This is a genomic window from Acinetobacter defluvii (assembly GCF_001704615.3).
Classification (GTDB): Bacteria; Pseudomonadota; Gammaproteobacteria; order Pseudomonadales; family Moraxellaceae; genus Acinetobacter; species Acinetobacter defluvii.
The window spans coordinates 1,125,422-1,148,142 of the sequence record NZ_CP029397.2; the positions used below are offsets into that span (position 1 = coordinate 1,125,422).

The 22,721-nt window shown below is 36.0% G+C and carries 19 protein-coding genes and 2 pseudogenes; 12 read left to right on the forward strand and 9 right to left on the reverse strand.

The window, feature by feature from the left end:
- Positions 1-13: 13 nt before the first annotated feature.
- Complete coding sequence (locus DJ533_RS07710) at positions 14-325, forward strand: NGG1p interacting factor NIF3 (RefSeq protein WP_065994839.1); 312 nt, start codon at positions 14-16, stop codon at positions 323-325.
- 105 nt (positions 326-430) lie between these two features.
- Here DJ533_RS07710 and DJ533_RS07715 read toward each other — a convergent pair whose 3' ends face one another.
- Together DJ533_RS07715 and DJ533_RS07720 are read right to left on the reverse strand one after the other, a co-directional pair.
- Positions 431-1,186 carry a nitroreductase family protein gene (locus DJ533_RS07715; protein ID WP_065994838.1) on the reverse strand — a complete coding sequence of 252 codons (756 nt, stop codon included), beginning with the start codon at positions 1,184-1,186 and terminating at the stop codon, positions 431-433.
- A 91-nt stretch (positions 1,187-1,277) separates the two neighbouring features.
- On the reverse strand, positions 1,278-2,078 hold the full coding sequence (locus tag DJ533_RS07720) for an enoyl-CoA hydratase-related protein (protein ID WP_065994837.1): 801 nt from the start codon (positions 2,076-2,078) through the stop codon (positions 1,278-1,280).
- Positions 2,079-2,182: 104 nt separating this feature from the next.
- On the opposite strand from DJ533_RS07720, the gene DJ533_RS07725 reads away from it, so the two are divergent.
- Positions 2,183-2,755: a nicotinate-nicotinamide nucleotide adenylyltransferase gene (locus tag DJ533_RS07725; RefSeq protein WP_065994836.1), complete on the forward strand. Its 573-nt coding sequence runs from the start codon at positions 2,183-2,185 to the stop codon at positions 2,753-2,755.
- Between the two features lie 31 nt (positions 2,756-2,786).
- Here DJ533_RS07725 and DJ533_RS07730 read toward each other — a convergent pair whose 3' ends face one another.
- Entirely contained in the window at positions 2,787-3,689 is a 903-nt protein-coding gene (locus DJ533_RS07730) for a LysR family transcriptional regulator ArgP (RefSeq protein WP_065994835.1), read from the reverse strand.
- 112 nt (positions 3,690-3,801) lie between these two features.
- On the opposite strand from DJ533_RS07730, the gene DJ533_RS07735 reads away from it, so the two are divergent.
- The gene (locus DJ533_RS07735) at positions 3,802-4,401 is read left to right on the forward strand and encodes a LysE/ArgO family amino acid transporter (protein WP_065994834.1); all 600 of its coding nucleotides are present in this window, start codon (positions 3,802-3,804) and stop codon (positions 4,399-4,401) included.
- Between the two features lie 257 nt (positions 4,402-4,658).
- Here DJ533_RS07735 and fabR read toward each other — a convergent pair whose 3' ends face one another.
- Positions 4,659-5,336: an HTH-type transcriptional repressor FabR gene (gene fabR / locus DJ533_RS07740; protein ID WP_065994887.1), complete on the reverse strand. Its 678-nt coding sequence runs from the start codon at positions 5,334-5,336 to the stop codon at positions 4,659-4,661.
- Positions 5,337-5,493: 157 nt separating this feature from the next.
- Between fabR and DJ533_RS07745 the strand changes: the two genes are divergently transcribed.
- The 6 genes from DJ533_RS07745 to DJ533_RS07770 all read left to right on the forward strand — a co-directional run bounded on the left by DJ533_RS07745 (position 5,494) and on the right by DJ533_RS07770 (position 13,430).
- Complete coding sequence (locus DJ533_RS07745) at positions 5,494-6,564, forward strand: ferredoxin reductase (protein WP_065994833.1); 1,071 nt, start codon at positions 5,494-5,496, stop codon at positions 6,562-6,564.
- A 14-nt stretch (positions 6,565-6,578) separates the two neighbouring features.
- Positions 6,579-7,673 (forward strand): fatty acid desaturase family protein, encoded by a 1,095-nt coding sequence (locus tag DJ533_RS07750; protein ID WP_065994832.1) that lies wholly within the window; start codon positions 6,579-6,581, stop codon positions 7,671-7,673.
- A gap of 2,039 nt (positions 7,674-9,712) precedes the next feature.
- Positions 9,713-10,804, forward strand: a complete 1,092-nt coding sequence (locus DJ533_RS07755; protein WP_065994831.1) for an OmpW/AlkL family protein — start codon at positions 9,713-9,715, stop codon at positions 10,802-10,804.
- A 129-nt stretch (positions 10,805-10,933) separates the two neighbouring features.
- Positions 10,934-11,554 carry a thiamine phosphate synthase gene (gene thiE, locus DJ533_RS07760; protein WP_065994830.1) on the forward strand — a complete coding sequence of 207 codons (621 nt, stop codon included), beginning with the start codon at positions 10,934-10,936 and terminating at the stop codon, positions 11,552-11,554.
- 42 nt (positions 11,555-11,596) lie between these two features.
- Complete coding sequence (gene hemL, locus DJ533_RS07765) at positions 11,597-12,898, forward strand: glutamate-1-semialdehyde 2,1-aminomutase (protein ID WP_065994829.1); 1,302 nt, start codon at positions 11,597-11,599, stop codon at positions 12,896-12,898.
- 115 nt (positions 12,899-13,013) lie between these two features.
- Positions 13,014-13,430, forward strand: a complete 417-nt coding sequence (locus DJ533_RS07770) for a GlcG/HbpS family heme-binding protein (protein ID WP_065994828.1) — start codon at positions 13,014-13,016, stop codon at positions 13,428-13,430.
- 126 nt (positions 13,431-13,556) lie between these two features.
- On the opposite strand, the pseudogene DJ533_RS07775 reads toward DJ533_RS07770, so the two are convergent.
- The 3 genes and pseudogenes from DJ533_RS07775 to DJ533_RS19180 all read right to left on the reverse strand — a co-directional run.
- Positions 13,557-14,318 (reverse strand): annotated as a pseudogene (locus DJ533_RS07775) (IS982 family transposase); the annotation flags it as partial.
- A gap of 61 nt (positions 14,319-14,379) precedes the next feature.
- A protein-coding gene (locus tag DJ533_RS07780) for an IS3-like element ISAba14 family transposase (RefSeq protein WP_223155595.1) occupies positions 14,380-15,512 on the reverse strand; the annotation gives its coding sequence in 2 pieces (ribosomal slippage) (positions 14,380-15,260 and positions 15,260-15,512; 1,134 coding nt in all).
- Positions 15,513-15,597: 85 nt separating this feature from the next.
- Positions 15,598-15,705: pseudogene (locus tag DJ533_RS19180) on the reverse strand (IS982 family transposase); the annotation flags it as partial.
- A 247-nt stretch (positions 15,706-15,952) separates the two neighbouring features.
- On the opposite strand from DJ533_RS19180, the gene DJ533_RS07785 reads away from it, so the two are divergent.
- Complete coding sequence (locus tag DJ533_RS07785; protein WP_065995548.1) at positions 15,953-16,558, forward strand: GGDEF domain-containing protein; 606 nt, start codon at positions 15,953-15,955, stop codon at positions 16,556-16,558.
- Between the two features lie 100 nt (positions 16,559-16,658).
- Here the strand turns inward: DJ533_RS07785 and DJ533_RS07790 are convergent, their stop codons facing one another.
- Both DJ533_RS07790 and DJ533_RS07795 read right to left on the reverse strand, forming a co-directional pair.
- Positions 16,659-17,675, reverse strand: a complete 1,017-nt coding sequence (locus tag DJ533_RS07790; RefSeq protein WP_065995549.1) for a hypothetical protein — start codon at positions 17,673-17,675, stop codon at positions 16,659-16,661.
- 57 nt (positions 17,676-17,732) lie between these two features.
- The gene (locus DJ533_RS07795) at positions 17,733-18,434 is read right to left on the reverse strand and encodes a YidX family protein (RefSeq protein ID WP_065995547.1); all 702 of its coding nucleotides are present in this window, start codon (positions 18,432-18,434) and stop codon (positions 17,733-17,735) included.
- Positions 18,435-19,131: 697 nt separating this feature from the next.
- Here DJ533_RS07795 and DJ533_RS07800 point away from each other — a divergent pair.
- Together DJ533_RS07800 and rapA are read left to right on the forward strand one after the other, a co-directional pair.
- The gene (locus DJ533_RS07800; protein WP_065995546.1) at positions 19,132-19,728 is read left to right on the forward strand and encodes an RluA family pseudouridine synthase; all 597 of its coding nucleotides are present in this window, start codon (positions 19,132-19,134) and stop codon (positions 19,726-19,728) included.
- Positions 19,729-19,868: 140 nt separating this feature from the next.
- A complete protein-coding gene (gene rapA, locus DJ533_RS07805; RefSeq protein ID WP_065995545.1) occupies positions 19,869-22,706 on the forward strand; it encodes an RNA polymerase-associated protein RapA in 2,838 nt (945 codons plus the stop codon).
- Positions 22,707-22,721 lie beyond the last annotated feature (15 nt).

Genomic DNA, 22,721 nt, shown 5'->3' on the forward strand with positions numbered 1-22,721 from the left:
GGTGAGAAATATCATGCTCAAACTCATTTATTACGTGCCTGAATCGCATCTTGAATCAACTAAATTAGCAATATTTACAGCAGGTGCAGGTGGTATTGGAAATTATGAACATTGCGCTTGGCAGGTTTTAGGTACAGGTCAATTTAAACCCGTGAAAGGCGCAAATCCATTCATCGGTGAACTGGATAATTTGGAACAAATACCTGAATGGCGTGTGGAAACCATTGTCCCTAAGGAAAAAGCGGTTCAGGTCGCACAGGCTTTAAAAGCAAGCCATCCTTATGAAGAGCCTGCCTTTGAGTTTGTTCAGATCGTAGAGATTTAATTCATTATGAAATTTAATAGGTAAATTTTAGGTTTCTCATTCAGGTAAATCCCTCCTAACCTCGCTTTGAAAAGGGAGGATATTTTATTTACAGACTCTTTATTTTTAAACTTTCTGAATAAATAAATCACGATCAAAGCGATACTGTGGCAAGAATACGCCATCTTTGGCACGTTCACCTGCACCAATCACCATAATTGGATATTGTTGATCATTTAAATTTAAAATCTTACGAACCAATGGCTCATCAAAACCTTCCATCATACAACTGTCAAAACCATAAGCACGTAAAGCTAACACGAGGTTTTCACATGCCAATGCGGTGGTTTTACTTGCCCATAATTGTGCATCTGCTGGAGTAAATACAGTAACAGGCAGTTGTTTATTCAGTGTACGGGCAACTTTGAAAGCTACTTTCTTAAAGTTACCTAGCGCATTAAAGTAGCCTGTTTTGTAGTTGTAGGGAATGTATTTATAATATTTTTGCACAACTGGCGGTACTTCTGGCAAAGGAAATTCACTGATATTGCGTTTCGACATTTCATCCACACGATCGGTACGTGCAACACACACGATCAGTTCAGCCGCTGTTTTTGCAGCAAGCTGACTTAAACAGGCTTTTACCAATAGTTTTTTCTGCGGTGCGGATTGAACCACATAAAATGTCCAAGGTTGTAGGTTGGATGAGTTGGGCGCAAGTAAAGCTAAGTCTAAACATTCATCTAAAATTTCAGCAGGGATTTGTTTTTCGGTAAATTTACGCACAGAGCGACGACTTTGAATGACTTTTTTAAAGTTTTCGACATCAATATCCTGTGGTGCAGCTTCATAATAACGTTTCTTTGTAGTTTCTTGTGACATAACAGCCAGCCTCAACGTAAAATTTAAGAAAATATAAAATAAAAAGCCACTGAATATTGAGTATCCAGTGGCTGACCTAAGTGAAAATTAATTAATGAAATTGAGAAAAGTCAGGTTTACGTTTTTGCATAAATGCAGCCACAGCTTCAGCCATTTCAGGTGATTTTACACGTGACATAAATACTTCAGCCTCATGATCAACACATTCAATAATTTGCTCTAAATTATGCTTCATTAATGCTTTACTTTGTTTCAGTGACGCTAGCGGTAATGTTGCTAAATGGCGAGCTTGAGCCTCAGCATGTGCATAACTATCTTCCACAATTTCATTAACTAAACCTGTAGAAAGTGCTTTTTCTGCATTAAATTTTTGGGCAGTGAAGATCAACTCTGCTGCTTTATGATAGCCTGCTTGCTGCACTAAAAGTTGTGTCGCAGCCCCTTCAGGGGATAAGCCTAAGCTCACAAATGGCATCTGGAACAGTGCTGTATTGTCACTATAGACAAGGTCAGCATGTAATAAAATGGTTACACCTATCCCAATCGCAACACCCCGCACAGCAACAATCAAGGGTTTAGAAAAACGTGCTGCAGATTTGAGCAAAACAAAAGGAGGGGTCATGCCTGCTTTACGATCTAAAGGTTTCTGAGCACTTTCTAAAAAGTCTTGCATGTCATTGCCCGCAGTAAAATCAGCAGCTTCACCACGTAAAATCACATTACGTACAGCATCTTCTTTGTCTGCTTCATCGAGTGCTTGAGCAATCCACAAATATAGCTCACCATATAATGCATTTTTCGCTTCAGGGCGGTTAATTGCTAAAGTCAGAATACCATTGTCTAAATTTGCATTTAAATGTGGGTGAGGCTGTTGAATACAACTGAGGGTCATCGTACTATCCTTGCTTTAAAATTAATTGGATTTTTATAACGCCATTATGTCGCATATTTTAGATATAGACGCAACTGGTCAGTTCATAAAAAGTTGGAACTAAGATGCAATATCGTTTTGATTATCTCGTTTATATCGGTCGTTTTCAGCCTTTTCACTTGGCGCATATGCAAACGATAAACATTGCGTTACAACACAGTCAGAATATTATCTTAGCCTTAGGGTCTGCTCAAAATGAACGTAATATCAAAAATCCGTTTAGTGCGACAGAACGTGAAAAGATGATTTTATCTAACTTTTCTGAACAAAATCAAAAACGTATTCATTTTGTGCATGTGGTTGATGTGTATAATGATGTGAAATGGGTAAAACTGGTAAAATCTCTTGTGGCTGAAGTTGTTCAAGCAGAAGATAAAGTGGGGTTAATTGGACATTTTAAAGATGAATCTTCCTATTATTTACAGCTTTTTCCTGAATGGGAAATGTTGGAATTAGCAAGTTTAAATGGCTCAATTTCTGCAACTCCATTACGAGAAGCTTATTTTCGTGGAGAGATCAAAAAGGCTGAATTTCCTTTAGGAACGATTGATTTCTTGGAGAAATTCCAACAAACAGACTATTATCAAAAGCTCCAAGATAAATTTAAAAATCAGGATACCTCGAATATAGAGCTTTAAATCATAAGTTTAACAAGACTATTTGAGCAGACTATTGGGTTGTTTGCAGTACATGCTGTGTGTGTCTAATTAGGTGCTGTGTTAAATCTTCAAGTTGTGGCGACTGCTGCTTCCAATGATGCCAGTACAACGCTATTGCAGTCTCTGCAAATGGCATGATTTCAACTAACTCACCATGGTTTATGCGATTTTCGATTTGAAATTCAGGTAACATGCCATAACCGAAGCCCAATAAAATCGCATCCATAAATGCTGTAGAAGACGGGACACTGTGATATGGGAACATTCCCTCAGTTAACCCAAAATGTTGTGTTAACATCGCATGATGTAGTTGATCTTTTTCATTAAAAATCACAGCAGGCACATGTTTTAAAATTTCACGTGAAATTCCTTCCTTAAAGTACTGTTGATAAAATGCCTGACTTGCGACCATACGATATGTCATTTTCCCGAGTGGCTGAGCAACACAGGCTTTCATGGCATTTTGTTCTGTAGAAATACATGCATTCACTAAACCCGCTTCAAGCAGATGATGGGTTTGTGTTTGATCGTCAATTTTTAAGTCCAATAAAATATGCTGTTGCAGTACTGATTTTTGTAAAGTCGGCAATAACCAAGTTGCCAATGAATCGGCATTGGTGGCAATTTTTAATTTATAAAATATGGATGTTGCGGCTTTACCTTGAAAACTTTGTAATAAGTTTTGCTCCATGAAGCGGGTATGTTGCAAGTGTTGTAAAAGTTCTTTTCCGATCTGCGTTACACGACAAGGACGTTCTCTTAAAATGAGCACTTGTCCCAATTGTTTTTCTAGAGTTTGTACTCGAAGCGTCACGGCAGAGGCAGTAATATTTAACTTTTCTGCAGCTAACTCAAAGCTTCCTGTTTCAGCGACAGCTAAGAAAGCTTCACTTTGTTTGCTCTGTAATGCCATACCAATAATAAACTTAAAATAAGAAAAATTAAGTTTAACTAATATTTTCTAAGAAAAATTTATTTTAATGCATAAATTTAGATAATAGCTTTTTCGACATTGAAGATGAAAAATGCAGTCATTTCTTTCTGGATTTGTTCTAGGGATGAGCTTAATTGTGGCGATTGGTGCACAGAATGCTTTTGTTCTGAAACAAGGTTTAAAAAGGCAATATGTGCTTTGGGTCTGTTTGCTTTGCGCTGTATCCGATGCAGTTTTAATTTTATTGGGCATCACTGGTTTTGCACATATTATTCAAAACTATCCACATGTCTTGGATATTGCTAAATATTTTGGAGCAGTTTTTTTATTGCTATATGGCGCACAACATTTTTATACGGCTTTGACGCAGTCACAAATGTTGTTAGCAAGTGCAGAAAAACCACAAAATATATGGAAAATCTTGGGCATATGTTTAGCATTAACTTGGCTAAACCCTCATGTGTATTTAGACACTGTGATATTACTTGGTTCAATTTCTACCCAGTATGCAGCTACAAAAATGTATTTCGCCTCTGGTGCAATGACAGCTTCATTTGTATTTTTCTTTAGTTTGGGTTTTGGTGCAGGTTTACTCCAACCTATTTTTAGGCAAGCAAAGGCATGGAAAATTTTAGATATTATTATTGCTTTAATTATGTGGAGTATTGCTTTTAGATTACTGTTGAATTGATTTTTAAAAATATTAGGTGATATTTTAAAGGGTATGTTGGTTAAATCTGCCGATAGAAAAATCGAAAACATATAAATTAAATTTAATGTATTTTCAAAGTTTCACGACATTGATGTGTTAAGTGAAATAGAGTCAGCATACTTTTTTAAACAGCTCTAAGTCACGCAGCGAAGCCATTAATGCCACATAAAACTTTGGCTTATTAAAATAATTCAATAAGCCATGTTGATGTCTAAAATAATATATAAAACTGCAACTTAAGGAATGAACGTATCATTCATATGCCTTGCTCCTTCAAGAATCATACGAATCATGATCATAGTTTGTTCAGCCACTTCTTTGCGTTCATGGATCGGGAGGTCGATCACCTTTGCCCCCATGTTAAACACCAATTGGGTAATGGCTTTTGCGACTAATTCAGGGTGAATCAATCTGTGCCGATTTAATTTTTCAAGGCGGATTAAATCTTCTTGTAACTCTTGCTGGAAAAATGCCAATTGTTTATCTACAGCACGTTTATATTGAATCGAACCTGTATAACCTTCACGTAATAAAAGGCTTAAATTACCTTCATCTGCATCTAATTGCTCAATAAAAACTTCGACAGAACTTCGAATAATACTGCCTTTTTTGACTGCCTTTAAACGAGCTTCATGCAAAATTTGACGTAACACTAGACCTGAGCGATCAATCAACTCAATGGCAAGTTCATCAATGTCTTTAAAATGTCGATAAAAACTATTTGGCGCAATACCTGCTTCCCGTGCAACCTCTCTAAGACTTAGGGAAGAAATACTTTTTTGTGGACCAATCAGATTTAAAGCCGCTTGGAACAATTCTTCTTTGGTAATCGTTGCTTTTCTACCTACTGAGCGCACAGTGACTTTATCAAGATTATTTTCAGTATCTTGCTTAGAAGTAGTTGGATCAGTCATTGCAGCGCTTGAGTTCATAAATATCAAAGAAATAAAAATACATTTCTATTATACCCATGCAGCTACAGAAGTGAAATGAATAGATACAATACATATGTATATACAAATATATATACATATGTATAATAATTAAAACCACATGAATGGTGAGCGAAAAATGCACGCTATTGAAAAGCAAAAATCTCCTATGCAATCACTTGCTGAATCGGTGCTTGATGCGCATACAGCAAACTTCTGGTTACAAAAAATCAATCCCTTGTGGTCAGTGAGTCAGCCACTTGGCAAAATCATTGAAATTCAGTCTGCTGCGACTGATACAGTGAGTTTAAAAATTAAAGTTAATCGTCATTTTCTAATGGGCAAAGCAGGACAACATCATCCTGTTATTGTCGAAATTGCTGGTCGCCGCTATGAACGTACTTATAGCTTGACGCAACTCGATCAATACCATGTTTTATTAACTGTAAAACGAATTGCACAAGGTGTGGTGAGTCAGTGGTTATGTAATACAGCAAAAGTTGGTGATGTACTACATTTTGGTCAGCCTTATGGTGATATGACAGTTACACCTGAGCAGCAGCCAGCACTTATTTTGCTTGCGGCAGGTAGTGGCATTACTCCAATGTATAGTTTGCTCAAAGCACTTGACTATTCAAATAAAATCTCCACTCAAACAATTACTTTAATGTATTGGGTAAAGCAGCATGCAGATGCAGCATTTGCGAACTATTTTGAAAGTTTAGCGCAGCAACATGCCAATTTTAAAGTGCATATTTTTCATACTCAAGAAGCACCGTGCGATGCTCGACTCAATAAAAATCATATTGATTTTATTAAAGATTTATCAAACAGTACAGTTTATGCCTGTGGACCTTCAGGTTTTGTAAATACTGCTGAACAACTTTTTACATCGGCTAAAAATTTTAAAAGTGAAGCATTTAGTTTAACCCCAATCATTTCTGACGAAGGGGGCTTTATCAATGTGACTTTGACCAAGAGCAATAAAACCATTGCGATTCCAAAAGGGCAGTCAATTTTGGTGGGGTTAGAGCAACAAAATATTCAACCACAACATGGCTGCCGTATGGGTATTTGCAATAAATGTTCATGTAATAAAGTTCAAGGTGCAACCAAAAACCTAGTCAATGGTGTAGAAAATACCGAACCAAGGAATTCATTACGAATCTGTGTGAATTCAGCTCAAACCGATCTAATTATTGATATTTAAGCGAGTATAAAGATATGAATATGCCAGTCAAAATTGAATACTTTAAAAATGCTAAAAATCGTGAGTTAACGCAGTCTGAGCTAGATGAACTTGCACGTGAGCTTGATGCCATTAAACAAGAAGTGCTTGATGATATTGGTGAAAAAGATGCTAAATATATCAAGAAAGTATATACGGCTATTCGTTATAGCAGCATATTAGGTCGAGCATGCTTATTTGCAGGTTGGTTTCCACCAGCATGGTTGTTAGGTACAGGGTTGCTGAGTTTTGCAAAAATTATGGAAAATATGGAGCTTGGTCATAACGTCATGCATGGTCAGTACGATTGGATGAATGACCCTAAATTTAATGGCTCCAGCTATGAATGGGATATCGTTGGAACCTCTGATAACTGGCGACAAACCCATAACTATAAACACCATACATATACCAATATCAAAGGCATGGATGATGATATTGGTTATGGTTTGTTACGTCTTTTCCCTGAGCAACGTTGGAAGCCAGGTTATTTATTTCAGCCTTTATACAGTGTTCCATTTTGTTTGTTGTTTCAATGGGGGGTAGCAATTCAAAATCTTGAAATTGGTAAGCTGATCTATAAACGTAAAACTTGGTCACAATTTAAAGAAGAATGGAAACCAACACAGAAAAAAATTGGTAAACAGTTTTTTAAAGACTATTTCTTTTTCCCATTGATTGCTGGACCTGCGGCTTTACCTGTATTTACGGGTAATTTAGTGGCAAATGGTATCCGCAACGTTTGGACATTTAGTATCATTTTCTGTGGACACTTCACTAAGGATGTTGAGGTTTTTCCAAAAACTGTACTTCAAAATGAAAGTCGTGGACATTGGTATATGCGCCAAATTCGGGGTTCTTCGAACTTAACAGGTACAGAAGCATTCCATATTTTGACAGGGCATTTGAGCCATCAAATCGAGCATCATTTATATCCAGAAATTCCGGCACGTCGTTATCGTAAAATGGCACCAAAAGTACAGGCAGTGTGTGAAAAATATGGTTTAAATTATAATAATGCAAGTCTATTTAAACAGTACGGTCAAGTGCTAGGGCGTATTGTGAAATATGCTTTTCCATTTAAGAAATAATCGATTTTTGAGTTATTCAAAGCCACTTCTGAGTGGCTTATTTATTGTATATTGTAATTTTAGCTTTTATCTATTTTAAAATCGCTTTATGCTTCAAACTATGCTGTAAAAATTGATGATCACGTAGGGATTGTAAATCTTGTTTATACAAAAGTTTAATTTATTCTTAATAAATATCCTATCGCTTGGTTTAATTCTTGAGTAAACCAAAGATCTGGTAGACTATTTAAATCTTGATTCAAACCTAAGCGTTTTTCTTTCGTAAAATTTAAGAAAAATAGAGTTGATTTTAAAACATGTTCTAAACATATTTTTTTGTGCTCGTGTAAACTAATTATGTTGCGTGATTAATACGTATGAAGCTGTACTTTTAGTTTCTATATCTTGAAAAATTTGATGTAGTTCATTGAGTTGTCGTCTATACCTTAAACCTTGTTCGAATTGGAAATGTTGTTTTAGCTCAAATATTTTTTTCAATAAAGAATATTGTAAATTAAACTCAAATTTTGTAGATTGGTTTGCTGTAGGTATTTTTCTTTTGTATTCGAGGGATTGAAGTAGGGTGTGCTTTTTCTTCTATCGGCTGTTGGGAGGATTCTAATGTGCTTTCAATAACTTCTACCTAAATAGGCGAATAAAATAATAGTAAAATAAGAACGATAAAAAATAATCTGAATAAAAAGCTTTTTTAAGTTTTTTATATTTTATAGAGTTTAATGTTTTAATACTTTTTTATTATGTGATTTAAAGGATTTGTAAATATAATATAAGCTTAAATATCCAAATATAGATATAAAAAAAGATCCAGAAGAAATAAGAATTAATAAGCCTAAAAAACCAAATAAAAATGACTTACGATAAATTTTAGATAGGTCTTTTTTTAAGGCTTATATTTTGATCATTGATGTTTTGCATTGTTTGAATTTTTTATTGTAAATCAGATATATGTGTGTAAATTATAACATTTATCTTGCTTCAAAAATATCTAATTGAGCATTTGTCCAAGATATTAATTTTTTGATGATTTGCGGAGACCTATATCTCATTTGGAAAATAGAAGTGATTAAAAAACGGATACAAGACTTATGAGATTGCTGAATTAAAAGGGAGAATATCAATAATAGCTAAATTACTCATCTTAATGACAAGTGCATGATGAAGGTTGCATATAGAGAAAGTGATGACACAAATATAAATGTTTGAGGGGGCACGAACATTGGTTAATTTTAATCAACTAATGGTTGATTGCAGTAACAGAGTTAAATGCAAGTAAAAAACTCATAGAGGTTAACTATAAACTGACTGCGAAAAAGTGAAATGCAAATAATTTTTAAATTCAAATAAACAGCAAATTAGAGGCAAAAGGCAAAGAACAGCCTAACTTTAAAGTTGACTATATGTAGTGATAATACACTTATTTTATTGGAGTTGAGGATAAAGTTAAAGCATACGCTTTTAGACCACTTTATAGTGATTCTATGATGATTAATGATTTTAATAATATTACAAGTGTGGTAACGATAATTTGCTGATAAGGCACAACATAAAGCAGTTGTGAATGGCAAAATCTTATTGGATGCGGTAAAAGTTTAGATTTAAACTTTAGATGAATAATGGATAATATTTTTTCGATTTTAATCATAAAAATACTGTATTTGATATGCAGCATTTCTTATGAGATGTTTACAAAAGTACTATAAATATACATTTCTTGCAGCAAAATATTAGCCATTAAAAAGTTTAATAATTTTAGATTCAACTATTATTTTGCCCAAAAATAACAAAGCTAAAGCTTAGTTTGTTTAGTTTTTGTGTAAAAAGTAGCCATTTGAATGGGTGGCTAAACAACCTGAATTTATATAAATTTGATTTGAAATTAGCATTTTATACCAAAAAATAAAATTAAAATTTAAAAAGTGTTGTTTTTATTTTTATTTTTTAGTTGATTTATAGAGTAATTATTCTAATAATTATATGAGATTTCAGAAAGGATCCGCTGAAATCATAAAAATAAACAGATGTGTTACAGGGAATAAATCATGAGTAAATTAGTGAAGGCGGTCTTACCCGTTGCGATGCTTTTGTCTACAAGTTTTGCCTATGCAGATGCCAATAATTTTAAACGCTGGGCAGTTTCTGCGGGGTGGTTACATGTCATGCCACAAGGAAAAGCTAATTCTACACAAATTAATACAGCCGTTACGGAGGGTGGTAACTATGCTGTCGGTTCATTAAAAGGAAAAGACTTTCTTTCAGCAAATAATCTAGAAGAGATTAGAAATAAAACGTATGTTTCAAAATTAGCAGTAGATAGAATCCAAAAAGGTACAGATAAAGATCCAGAATTTATTGTTCCGAGTTTATACACCAATGGTGCATTTGCTGATGTATATGGTATTTCAAATTGGTCAAATAATGCAGGATTAGAGGCCGATGATGTAGATACATTAGGTTTAACTTTAAGTTACTTTGTTAATGATAAAGTTTCTGTTGAATTAATTGGTGGTATTCCACCAAAAGTTGATATTCAAGGTAAAGGTCAAATTGTTGCATCGGCACATTCTATTGCCAATTCAACAGCAGCATTGCCATCAAATATCAATGGTTTAGATATTACTAAAGATATTTTAATTACCGATTTGGGTGCACATGGTAAAGTTGCCGAAGTGACTGCTTGGACACCAGCTCTCACCGCAAAATATCATTTTGGTCAATCTGGTGTGAATAAATTCCGTCCATTTGTGGGTGGTGGTATTGTCTATGGACATTTCAATAAATTAAAACTGGATAGTGGGGTGGATCAAGACCTCGTTAATGCTGGGCATATGGTGCAAAATGTGTTGGATGGTCAAGCAGGTGTTGCTTTGCAAAATACTGGCTCATCCAGTGCAAATCCAGTAGTGAATGTAGATACTGATGATGCTTTTGCTCCTGTTGTAACAGCAGGGTTTTCATATGATGTAACTGATCGTTGGTTTACCACAGCATCTGTAACATATATGCCAAACTTCAATAATACAGCGACCATTACCGTAACTGATCAAAATACAGGTAAGGAACTCATTCATGCCAAAACCAAAGTTGATCTAGATCCATTAATTACCTATGTGGGCGTAGGTTATCGCTTCTAAGTTTTAGCGACGTTATACATATAAAAGAAAAGCTCAAACAGCTATTGTTTGGGCTTTTTTGTTGCAGCTTCAGACTTTCCAGACACATAGCGATATAATCAAAAAGAATATGTTGTAAGGAATTTTTAGATGCGTGGTCTTTATCTCATCACCAATGATGATCCAATTGAACTTTTATTGGCTAAGCTTGAAGGAGCAATGGCGACCTATGAAGTTGCTGTTTTGCAATATCGCCGTAAAAAAGTCGCAAAAGAAGATCAAGCCTATGAAATCGAATACATGAAATCAATGTGTGCACAATATAAAGTACCTTTTGTGATCAATGATGATCTAGACGCTGCTGTAAAATATGGCGTTGGCGTTCATCTTGGACAAGGGGATGGCTCGATTGTAGAAGCCGTTGAACGTTTACCTAAAAATGTCTTAATAGGTCGTAGTTGTAATAACTCGATAGAGCTTGCACAACAAGCCATTGCCGATGGGGCGAATTACGTGGCGTTTGGTGCAATTTATGCAACTGATACTAAGCCTGAAGCAGGTAATATTGGTTTAGAAACCTTAAAACAAGCCAAAGCAATATTGAATGTACCGATTTGTGCAATAGGGGGATTAACTGTTGAAAATTCAGATATTGTGATCGAAGCAGGTGCCGACCTTTGTGCGGTAATTAGTGATATATTAGGACGATCTTTATCAGGCGTTTCTGTGCGAACCCATGAATGGGCTGATTTATTTACATCAAAAGCATAAGCTTTTTTAAATGTCTTTATATTTTTAAGTTGAGCATTTTTCATGACTTTATCTGCCAAGCAAGAACAATTATTTAAACAAGCCAGTAAATATATTCCAGGTGGCGTGAATTCTCCTGTACGTGCTTTTAATGGTGTCGGTGGTACGCCAGTATTTATTGAAAAAGCCAAAGGGGCTTATTTGTATGATGTTGATGGTAAGCGTTATGTTGACTATGTGGGTTCATGGGGACCAATGATTCTTGGGCATGCACATCCTGACATTATCAAAGCAGTTCAGGACGCTGCTGTTGATGGTTTAAGCTTTGGTGCACCCACTGTTCATGAAACGACATTGGCTGACATAATCTGTGAAATTATGCCTTCGATTGAGTTGGTGCGTATGACCAACTCAGGGACTGAAGCAACCATGACGGCAATTCGTTTGGCGCGTGGTTATACAGGTCGTGACAAAATTGTCAAATTTGAAGGTTGTTATCATGGTCATTCTGATTCACTGCTTGTAAAAGCAGGTTCAGGTTTATTGACCAGTGGTGAGGGTGAAGCAACTTCGGCAGGTGTACCTGCTGATTTTGCCAAGCATACTTTAACTTTGCCATATAATGACATTGCCACTTTAAAAGAATGCTTTGCCAAGTTTGGTTCAGAAATCGCAGGTGTGATTGTTGAGCCTGTTGCAGGAAATATGAACTTGGTCAAACCGATTGATGGTTTCTTACAAGCGATTCGTGATGTTTGTGATGAACATGGTTCAGTATTTATTATTGATGAAGTGATGACAGGTTTCCGTGTCGGTTTAGGCGGTGCGCAAGCGCATTATGGTGTCACTCCTGATTTAACCACTTTGGGTAAAATCATCGGTGCAGGGCTGCCTGTTGGTGCATTCGGTGGTAAGCGTGAAGTGATGCAATGTATCGCGCCATTGGGTAAAGTTTACCAAGCAGGGACGTTGTCAGGGAATCCATTGGCAATGCGTGCAGGGATTGAAATGTTTAAGCATTTACGTGCTGAAGGTTTCTATGAAAAATTAACCGCGCAGCTTGAAAAATTACTTGCAGGTTTACAAGCTGCTGCGGATGAAGCAGGTATTGCATTTAAAACCCAACAAGTGGGTGGCATGTTTGGTTTATATTTCACAGATCAAACTGATATTACTAGCTTTGATTCCATGTTGAAATGTGATGTGGATGCATTCCGTAAGTTCTTCCATGGTATGTTACAACGTGGTGTCAACCTTGCACCATCTGCATTTGAGGCAGGCTTTATTTCAGCTGCACATTGTGATGAAGATATTCAATACACGATAGATATGGCAAAAGAAGTTTTTGCCGAAATGAAAGCTTAATTTGTTCAAAAGAGAGTTTGATTTTACCTCTCCCTAACCCTCACTTGCGCATCATTTTAAGCGGTGCTTAAAACTTGCACAGGAGAGGGTGCTTCAAACTGATTTGAGAATTTAAATGAAAACTAAACATTATTTAACGCTATCTGATGCTGAGTTTTTACTCGAACAATCATATCAATATGCGATTGAGTACGCTTTTAATGTGAGTATTTGCATTGTCGATGAAACGGGCAGTTTATTAGCGATGAAACGTATGGATGGTGCTTCCCCAATGACTGCAAATCTAGCTTTGGAAAAAGCCAAATGTTCTGCAATCAGTCGTCGTCCATCTGGTGTATTTGAAAACTTGATTAAAAATGGTCAAATGGGCTTTCTAACCATGGAAACTTTTTCAGGTATGTTAGAAGGGGGGGAACCGATTTTGTATAAAGGACAATTGGTCGGTGCTATAGGGGTTTCAGGTGTGAAATCTTTTCAGGATGCTGAGATTGCAAGATTTGCGATTGAGAGGTTTTTAACACAAGTATTTTAAACGCTATAAAATATTTATAGAGATGTATATTTATAAAACCATATAAAAAATAAGGGATTTTTACCATAAAGCAAAGATATAATATAAAATTAATTTTACTAAATAACCTGAGTTCGATGAATATTATTAGTTTGCAATCAAATTTTTAAAAGTTGGTTTGCTAGTATTTAAACAATAGGCGACTACTGCCGACATAATATTCACCATAAAATTATTAACCGAACGATGACGTGAATGATCTATTTGATGCAAATTTTTTAATTGGTCATTCACTGTTTCTATCAAACCACGTCGTGATAATAATTGCTTTTCAAATAATGTTTGTGACTCTTTCTGCTTCATATTTTTTCGTGAAGGTGTTAATAATTTTAACCCTCTTGCGATTAAAGCATCTTTTTTTGTTTTACTTAAATATCCCTTATCACCAAGCAGGATACCTTTAAATTCTGAAGTAAGCTCCTCAAGTACTGCAACATCGTGAACATTGGCTGATGTGACTTTTAAATTAATAATCTCTCCTAAGTTGTTGATCACAAGATGTAATTTAAAACCGTAAAACCATCCTGTACTACTTTTTCCACGATTCGCAAGGTCTTTAAACACACGATGTCGTTTAATTCTAAGATTATGACAAACAACAAGCTTAGTTGAATCAATGATACAAATTCCTGTATCTGCTCCTTTAATTTGATTAAAGAAACAGCTAAGTGCTTGCAAGCAACGAGGCATAATTTCAACAAAACGGTTATAGCTAAGAAGTTTAGGGAAAGCAGATTTCCAAAAAGGAATGACCATATGACAATAAAAATATTTAAAGAATCTAAATCCAGATTGGTGGAATAAAATCACGATTGTCATGATTTCAGATAAGCTTAGGGCAGACTTCTGAGAGGTGGTCCCACTTGTTTGAACAACTAAAAGCGTATTTATAAGTGATATTCCGCTCTAGTTAAGCCACCTTGTTTTGTTGGGGTAGCTGATCATAGTAAAACTCATTTGGTGTCATTTTGTCTAGACTCGAATGAGGTCGTTTCAAATTATAAAACTCAAAATATGCACTTAATTGCTTTTTCGCATCTGTGACACTGCTATAAGCTTTGAGATACACCTCTTCATATTTAACGCTCCGCCATAATCGTTCAACCATCACATTATCTACCCATCGACCTTTACCATCCATACTGATTTGAATGCCATTTGATTTCAATACATCAATAAATGCATCACTGGTAAACTGGCTGCCTTGGTCTGTATTAAATATTTCAGGTCGACCATATTTTTCAATTGCTTCATTTAAAGCCGAAATACAAAAATCCACCTCCATACTAATCGATACCCTATGCGCAAGTACCTTGCGGCTATGCCAATCAATCACAGCACATAAATAAACAAAGCCTTTTGCCATAGGGATATACGTTATATCCGTAGACCACACTTGATTACTGCGCTGAATAGCCAACCCTTTGAGCAGATATGGATATTTACGGTGAGCTTGATTAGCCTGGCTTAAATTTGGTTTGCAATATAACGCCTGAATACCCATTTTCTTCATTAAAGTACGTGTATGACGTCGTCCTATATGATGTCCTTGACGATTCAACAAATCACGCATCATACGACTGCCTGCAAAAGGATATTGCATATGTAATTCATCAATACATCGCATCAGCTTCAGATCTGATGCACTCACAGGTTTTGGGCGATAGTAATAACAACCACGGGAGACTTTCAGCAGCTTAGCTTGCTTAGATACTGAAATCTGAAGTGAGTCGTCGATTAACTTTTGTGGTTGAAGCGGCCCAGTTTCTTCAACACACCTTCTAAAAAATCAATTTCTAATGCCTGCTCACCGATTTTTGCATGTAGTTTTTTTAGATCGATGGGTGGTTCTGTTGGAGCTTTTGATTGATCGAAAGCTTGCGAGGAAGCTGAGATCAATTGATTTTTCCAGTCAATAATTTGGTTTTGATGAACATCAAACTCAGCACTCAATTCAGCAAGTGTTTTTTCTGCTTTAATCGCAGCAAGTGCTACCTTAGCTTTAAAATCATTTGAATGATTTCTTCTTGGTCTACGTGCCATAAAATACTCCATATATTGATGTTTATAACATCATTTGAGGAGCAGAATATCACTTATAGGAGTTGTTCAAATTTACGGATCCATCTCTCTGTAACCTTAAATTTTGATGTGGAATGAGAGATTTTTCTAAAGATTCATCAAATATTTTGCAAAAATCATCTAAAAGACAAAATAATTCTGTAATATGATCCATAGAAAGCCTTAGGTTGTAATGTTTTGTCTTGAGAACCAATACGTTACAAACTTTAGGGCTTTTTTTCTACTCTTTTTTTGATCGAACTCAGGTTAAATAATATTTTATTTTTGCGAATTTTATCACATAATTTATTTTAAATAATAATTAAGTCAATAATTTAGATAAAATTAAATTTGGATAACTGTAAATAAATTGCTACATTAATAATATGAAAAATAAAAAAATGTAAATTGGGGAGTGTGCAATGAGAGATAAGGTTTATTCGGAAAAGCATCGTAAAATTTATAGATTAGTTAATCAAGTGTTAAAAAACTCTTTGATTACAAAACTAATTCATAAAAATCAAAAAGATAATAGTCTGGAAATTGACACACTTACAGGTGTATATAATCAGTTTGCGATTAATCAATTTTTAAAAGAACTACACCCACAAGAAGGAAAACAGTACGGTATTATTCTATTTAATATTGATAATCTCAACAAAATAAAAGAGCAATATCAATCCGAAGCCATGAATGAAGTGTTAAGTAACGTGGCTGAACGATTAACGCATAATATTCGTGAAACAGATTTGGTTGGACGTTTGAGTTGCTCTGAATTTATTTTAATTTTACATGATATTAATCAAGAGCAAGTGACTCAAATTGCTGAGCGTTTATTAAAGGTGATGAAGTCTAATCCTATAAAATTTAAATCTAAGACGATTCCTGTGCAGTTTAGTTATGGTACTTCTGTTTCTGGACAAAATACGACAAAAAGCGAAGAGGTTTTAGAACAAGCCGATCAGAATAGATTTATAGGAAAAGGACAGCCTCATTCGTTTTATTCGGAGTCACAAATTTTATCTTAAATTTTAATCATTTTTGTAAATCTGAGATGGACATTACGTTTGAATGTTCATATCGGATGGGCTTTGTTGCATATAACTGTATGTCATTAAAAAGTACATTTTAAGAATTGCTGCTGCGGTACATGATACTTGCATCATAGGCGTTTAGAACTTGTAAAATTTCCCCTTTCGCACTGTGTAAAATCGCGTGTTGATCTGTGTAAATTGTTCCATTATTCATTTTTGCGGTTTGGTTCATTGGTGGTGTAAAGAGCCAAGTTTCTTGATCTTTGATGAGGGGATGTACTAATAAATTAAACGCTGAACCTTTTGGATAATAAATGCCACCAAAATATATATCTTTGGCAAGAGTGCCATTTTCTATGCCAAGTAATTGATGATTTTTATCTAAATATACATTCGCCCATTCTATTGGTATATTTTTATAATGAGTAATGGGGTTTCTAATCAACCATCTATCTTGAGCAATAAAACCATCAGGATATTTAGGGGATTGACTACGTTGCAGATCTGCATTGGCTTGTAAGGTGATTTGTTTGAGTTTGACGGGATTCGCCAATACACAAAACGCTAAGCCAGAAAGATTGGCTTGTTCATCCAAATACACTTTCATATAGTTTTCAAGTTTACATTGCCAACCTTCGATTTGATCTATGCCTTTGCCATCTAAGGTGATTGAACGGTCATCAAACATTTCTAATTCAAATCCTCTCGGGATTTGTACCCTTGTAATCTGAAAATGACCAAAAGCCACAGGGATTGGGAAAGTCGCTTCACGAAATGAGTTTAAATTATTGGGTTCAAATAACCACAGTTTTGTCCCTTTGGGCATATGAATCCCTAAAATGGTTTGTGGTGTAGTTAGCGTTTGATAGATTGCTTCATGTTTAGTTTGACTTTCATTTTTTGCGGTTTTAACCAGTAAAGAGAGCCCGATTGCAAGTAGTACACATAAACAACTACTAAAAAATAAAGATTGTAGAAAAATATTGCCATTTTTGAGTTTTATGCGGCATTGCTTACTGAAAATTAGTCCGATTGCAAATAAACAAAAAACCAAACAGCCGAACGCTGCAACGATAAAAATCCACAAATAAGCAAATGAAAAAGGAATCATAAAATATATTGGAGTATGCAGGATATTTACTGTTTTATCCTGCATAAACTTGAGTAATCAATCAAATATTTTATGAATCGCTTGAAAAGGTAAGGTTACGACATCAAATGCCACAGCAAAAGGGAATAACATCAATTTATTCGCTGCATTGCTGCTAGCTTTTGAATAGTCCTTTTGTTCTTGTTGGGTATAAATGCTGACACGATATGGCTTACTTAAGGCTTTAAAGGAATTTCGATTGGTCGCAGCAGGATAAACTACACCAGCAAGTTTAATATCGAAGCAAAAACGTTGTGCATTTAAACGTTTATCGCTTGAATTGGTACATTCTTCAGCGCCATTTTCAATGAAAAACTCACGGTCGGCTTTGGTCACATCTTCAGAGAGTTTGATATAAGAAAGGTTGAGTGCACCTGAGAAATTACCATCATTTTTTGCGGAGTAAAAATCGAGTGAACGGGTGACTTGAATATTTTTTGGGTCAAGTGCTGAGATGATTTTGGCAAATCTTGCACCGCCATGTGTGAGTACATAACTATATTGTTGCCCCACGATTACGATGCTATCTTGTGGAATGTTTGGGATCACTTGTGCAGGTTTGCCAAAAGCAACGACATAGTCATTAATTAAGACATTTTTTACTGTTTTGGTGCGAATACCATCATCTTTGTCGAGTAGAGTTGCAGTTGCACAACCCGTTAAAATGGTGGCGGTACCTAAAGTAAGGGCAAGAAGAGAATTTTTTAATAACTTCGACATTTATTATACTCATCGGTTTGTTTTCACAGTATTTATAGCAGTTTCATGTAAATGCGATAAGTTTGAAAGATGCCAAAATTTACTATAAATAAGCGAATTCTGAGTATTTTTCATGAGTTTATTGGCAAAATGTCATCATTCTTAAGCGTTTGTTACGGTTAAATGAAGGCTAAAATTTAAAAATACAGATTCTTAATCGTGGGCTTGTATCGTTTGCGCTATGCAGGGCAACTATTCTTTTCATGATTCTTGTGGAAATGCTAAAAAGAAGTTCATGCATTTATTTTTTAAGCTGATAGTCATATTCAGACATTAGATTTTCATCGTAAAAAGTGCAGTAAATAACTGTGAAATAATTTCACTTAATGCAGTGCAATATATTATATTTTTTTATATGTTTATCTTTTTGCTGGGATGATTCGGATATAAGATTGGATTTGAAATAAATCAGATATTGTTTTGTAGTTATAAATGTTGATATGAGTGAATTTTGAGATTCTCTGTCGTGTTTTGAGTTTGAAAAACTTAAGTGTTTAAGAAAGGCAGAAAAATCAGATCAACAAAGTGAAAAAACGAAAATATTCATTGTATTTTTAGGCTAAGATTCTTATCATTGCCTGCTTGTTTGCACGATCAGCGGAATTGAACCTTGAGTAATTTTCTTACCGAACACCTGATACATTGTGATCAAGATTTTATGGTAATCGCAAAACCCGCAGGTATACTCACAGTTCCCGGAAAAACAGAAGACCTACAAGATTGTGTGATTAATCGTTTATTAAAAATAGAACCTAAAACGCTACTCATTCACCGTTTAGACCGCGATACTTCAGGTATTTTAGTATTCGGACTGTCTAAATGGGGGCAAAAAAGTATTTCTCGCCAGTTTCAAGAGCGCCAAACCTCAAAAACTTATCAAGCTGTGGTTGCTGGACATTTACAAGGTCACGGTATAATAGATGTGCCTGTGATCTATGATTCAAGTCATCCACCATTGCATATCGCAGCGCCTGAATATAATAAACCTGCAGTGACTGAATGGCAGGCAATCGAAAATTATGAAATTCAGGGACAAGCTGTAACCCGTGTCAAACTCACCCCGATTACAGGACGTTCCCATCAGTTGCGTGTGCATATGCAGTTTTTAGGTCATCCGATTATTGGTGACACGTTATATGCAACAGTTGAGCAACAAGCGCTGATGCCACGTCTGTGTCTACATGCAGAGCAACTGTGCTTTCATCATCCTAAAACAGAGGAGAATGTACAATTTCATTGTCCAGTTCCGTTTTAGATCGGTTTTATTAACAAAGATTGAAAATGCTCGTTATTTTTATGGGCTTTGTGTCAAAAAGTATTGCGTAATAGGGTAAAACTTTGTTCAAATATTCTCCTGATTTGAGCAACTGTTTTCAGTCCTAACATGAGATAAAGGTGGAAAAATTGCAACAATTTGCTATAGGTCAACGTTGGTTATCTGATACAGAAACAGAACTTGGTTTAGGTGTTTTAATTGACGTTGATGAGCGTTCAATTAGCATCCTCTTTCCTAAAAGTGATGAAACACGTGTTTATGCACGTAACAACGCACCTTTATCTCGTATTGTTTTCAATGTAAATGACGAATTGCAAGATCAAGAAGGTGTCACTTGGACAGTTGAAGCGGTTGAAGATCGTCATGGCGTGTTACGTTATGATGTGATTCGTACTTTGGTTGATGGTACACAAGAACGTAAATCTTTGAATGAAACGCGTATCGGGGCTTCGATTCAGCTTTCAAAACCACTTGATCGTTTACTAGCAAGCCAAGTTGATTATAAAGAATGGTATGACCTGCGTATTGAAGCGATGCAAATGCAAGCCAGTATGCAAAATTCACCTTTGCGTGGTTTGATTGGTGCACGGGTCGGTTTAATTCCACATCAACTTTATATTGCCCACGAAGTGGGTAAACGTTTTGCTCCACGAGTATTACTTGCCGATGAAGTGGGCTTGGGTAAAACCATTGAAGCAGGCTTGATCATTCATCAACAATTGAAAACAGGGCGTTCTGAACGTATTTTGATCTTGGTACCTGATTCGCTGCAATATCAGTGGATGATCGAAATGCGTCGCCGTTTCAATTTAAATTTCTCATTGTTTGATTTAACGCGTACAGCTTCCCTCAAAGAGCATGACCCTGAACTGAATCCATTCTTGACCGAACAATGCATTATTGCATCGGTTGACTTGATGATTGACCACGATGATTTGCGTGAACAAGCCATTGAAGCAGGTTTTGATCTACTTGTGGTGGATGAAGCACATCATTTGATGTGGAGTGAAGAAGAAGGGGGGAATGATCGTTACGACCTTGTTGAGGAATTTGCTGAAAAAACTGCTGGCGTTTTATTATTGACTGCTACACCTGAGCAACTTGGGGTAGAAAGTCACTTTGCACGTTTACGTTTGCTTGATCCACAACGTTTTAGTTCGCTTGATCGTTTCTTAGATGAAGAAGAACAGTATCATCACACTGCGAAAATCGCAGAAGTATTGATGTCTGATTTGCCACTTGAAGCTGAACATTTCGCGGCAGTAGAAAGCTTACTGGGTCATGCGATTGAAGACCAACCTGAACAGCGTTTTCGTGCCATTCATGAATTATTAGACCGTCATGGTACAGGGCGTATTTTATTCCGTAATACCCGTGAAGCGATTCAAGGTTTCCCAGGTCGTGATTGTCAGCCTGCACCTCTTCCTGCACCAGAAACTTGGTCGAAAGATGGGAAATTACGTGAGCAAATGTGGCCTGAAGAAGCACAACTTGATGGTGCTTGGATGGAAACTGATCCACGTGTGTCGTGGATCATGGAAATGCTTCGCACCCAGTTGAAACATAAAAAAGTTTTATTGATCGCACGTAGTGGTCCAGTGGTTGAAGCATTGGAAAATGCCTTACGTATTCATGCAGGTATTCGTACTGCAATGTTCCATGAAGGCATGAGCTTGCTTGAGCGTGACCAAGCTGCAGCGTATTTTGCGGAAGAATCATATGGTGCGCAGATTTTACTGTGTTCTGAAATTGGTTCAGAAGGGCGTAATTTCCAGTTTGCCTCAGATTTAATATTATTTGATTTGCCTGCAAACCCTGATGTACTTGAGCAACGTATTGGTCGTTTAGATCGTATTGGTCAAGAAAATCGTATTCAAATCCATGTGCCTTACCTTTTAGGCACAGCACAAGAGCGTATGTTCCGTTGGTATAATGAAGCATTGAATATTTTCAGTAATATTTCACCTACTGCACAAACGCTACAAGAAAACTTTATTGTTGACCTAAAAGATTGTTTATTGGCAGATAAAGGTCAAGTCTTTGAAGATTTACTTGAAGCGGTAAGTGTGCAACGTCAAGCATTGGAAGATGAATTACAAGAAGGTCGTGACCGTTTGCTAGAGTACAATTCGTGTCGTCCGATGGTGGCACAAGAGATTGTTAATGCGCTTGAAGACTATGATGACAATACTTTATTGCCAATGTTTATGAAGCGCTTTATGGCATCAACCAATATTGATTTTGATGAGCAAAGTAACGGAACAGTTATTATCAAACCAACCGATCAAATGCAAGTACAAGGGTTGGATATTGATGAAGAAGGCATGACCGTCACTTTCTATCGTGATCAAGCACAGATCCGTGAAGATGCACAGTACATCACTTTAGAGCATCCATTTACTGAAAGTGTGATGGAAATGATCCGCACACAATCTTTCGGTAGTACCAATGTTGCTTTGCTTAAATCAGCGGCTTTACCACAAGGTTCAGTTCTGCTTGAAGTATGGTTTAAAGTTGATGTGGTTGCGCCAAAAGCATTGAATTTACCGTCAAGCTTACCGACGCAATTGATTCGTGTATTACTCAGTGAAAAAGGACAGGATTTATCTAATAAAATTGCACCTGAAATTTTAAAACCTTATTTGCATCATCTAGATGGAAATAGTTGTCGTCAGGTAGTGAAAGCAAGACGTGAGGTGATTGAGCAACGCTATGCTCAAGCGCTTGAGCTTGCTAGAGGCGCATTGCCTGAGTTAAAGCAACAAGCCAAAGAAATCTATGGGAGTAAATGGCAATATGAGATTGATCGTTTAACTTATTTAAAACAGTTTAATCCAAGTATTCGTGAAGATGAAATCAGTCGTTTGCAAAAATTGCAAAAAGAAGGCTTGGATTTACTCGAAGGTTTAGCTGTAACGCCAGAAGCAATTCAAGTCTTGGTTGTGGTAAAACCTTGAGCCATTGTAATTGAT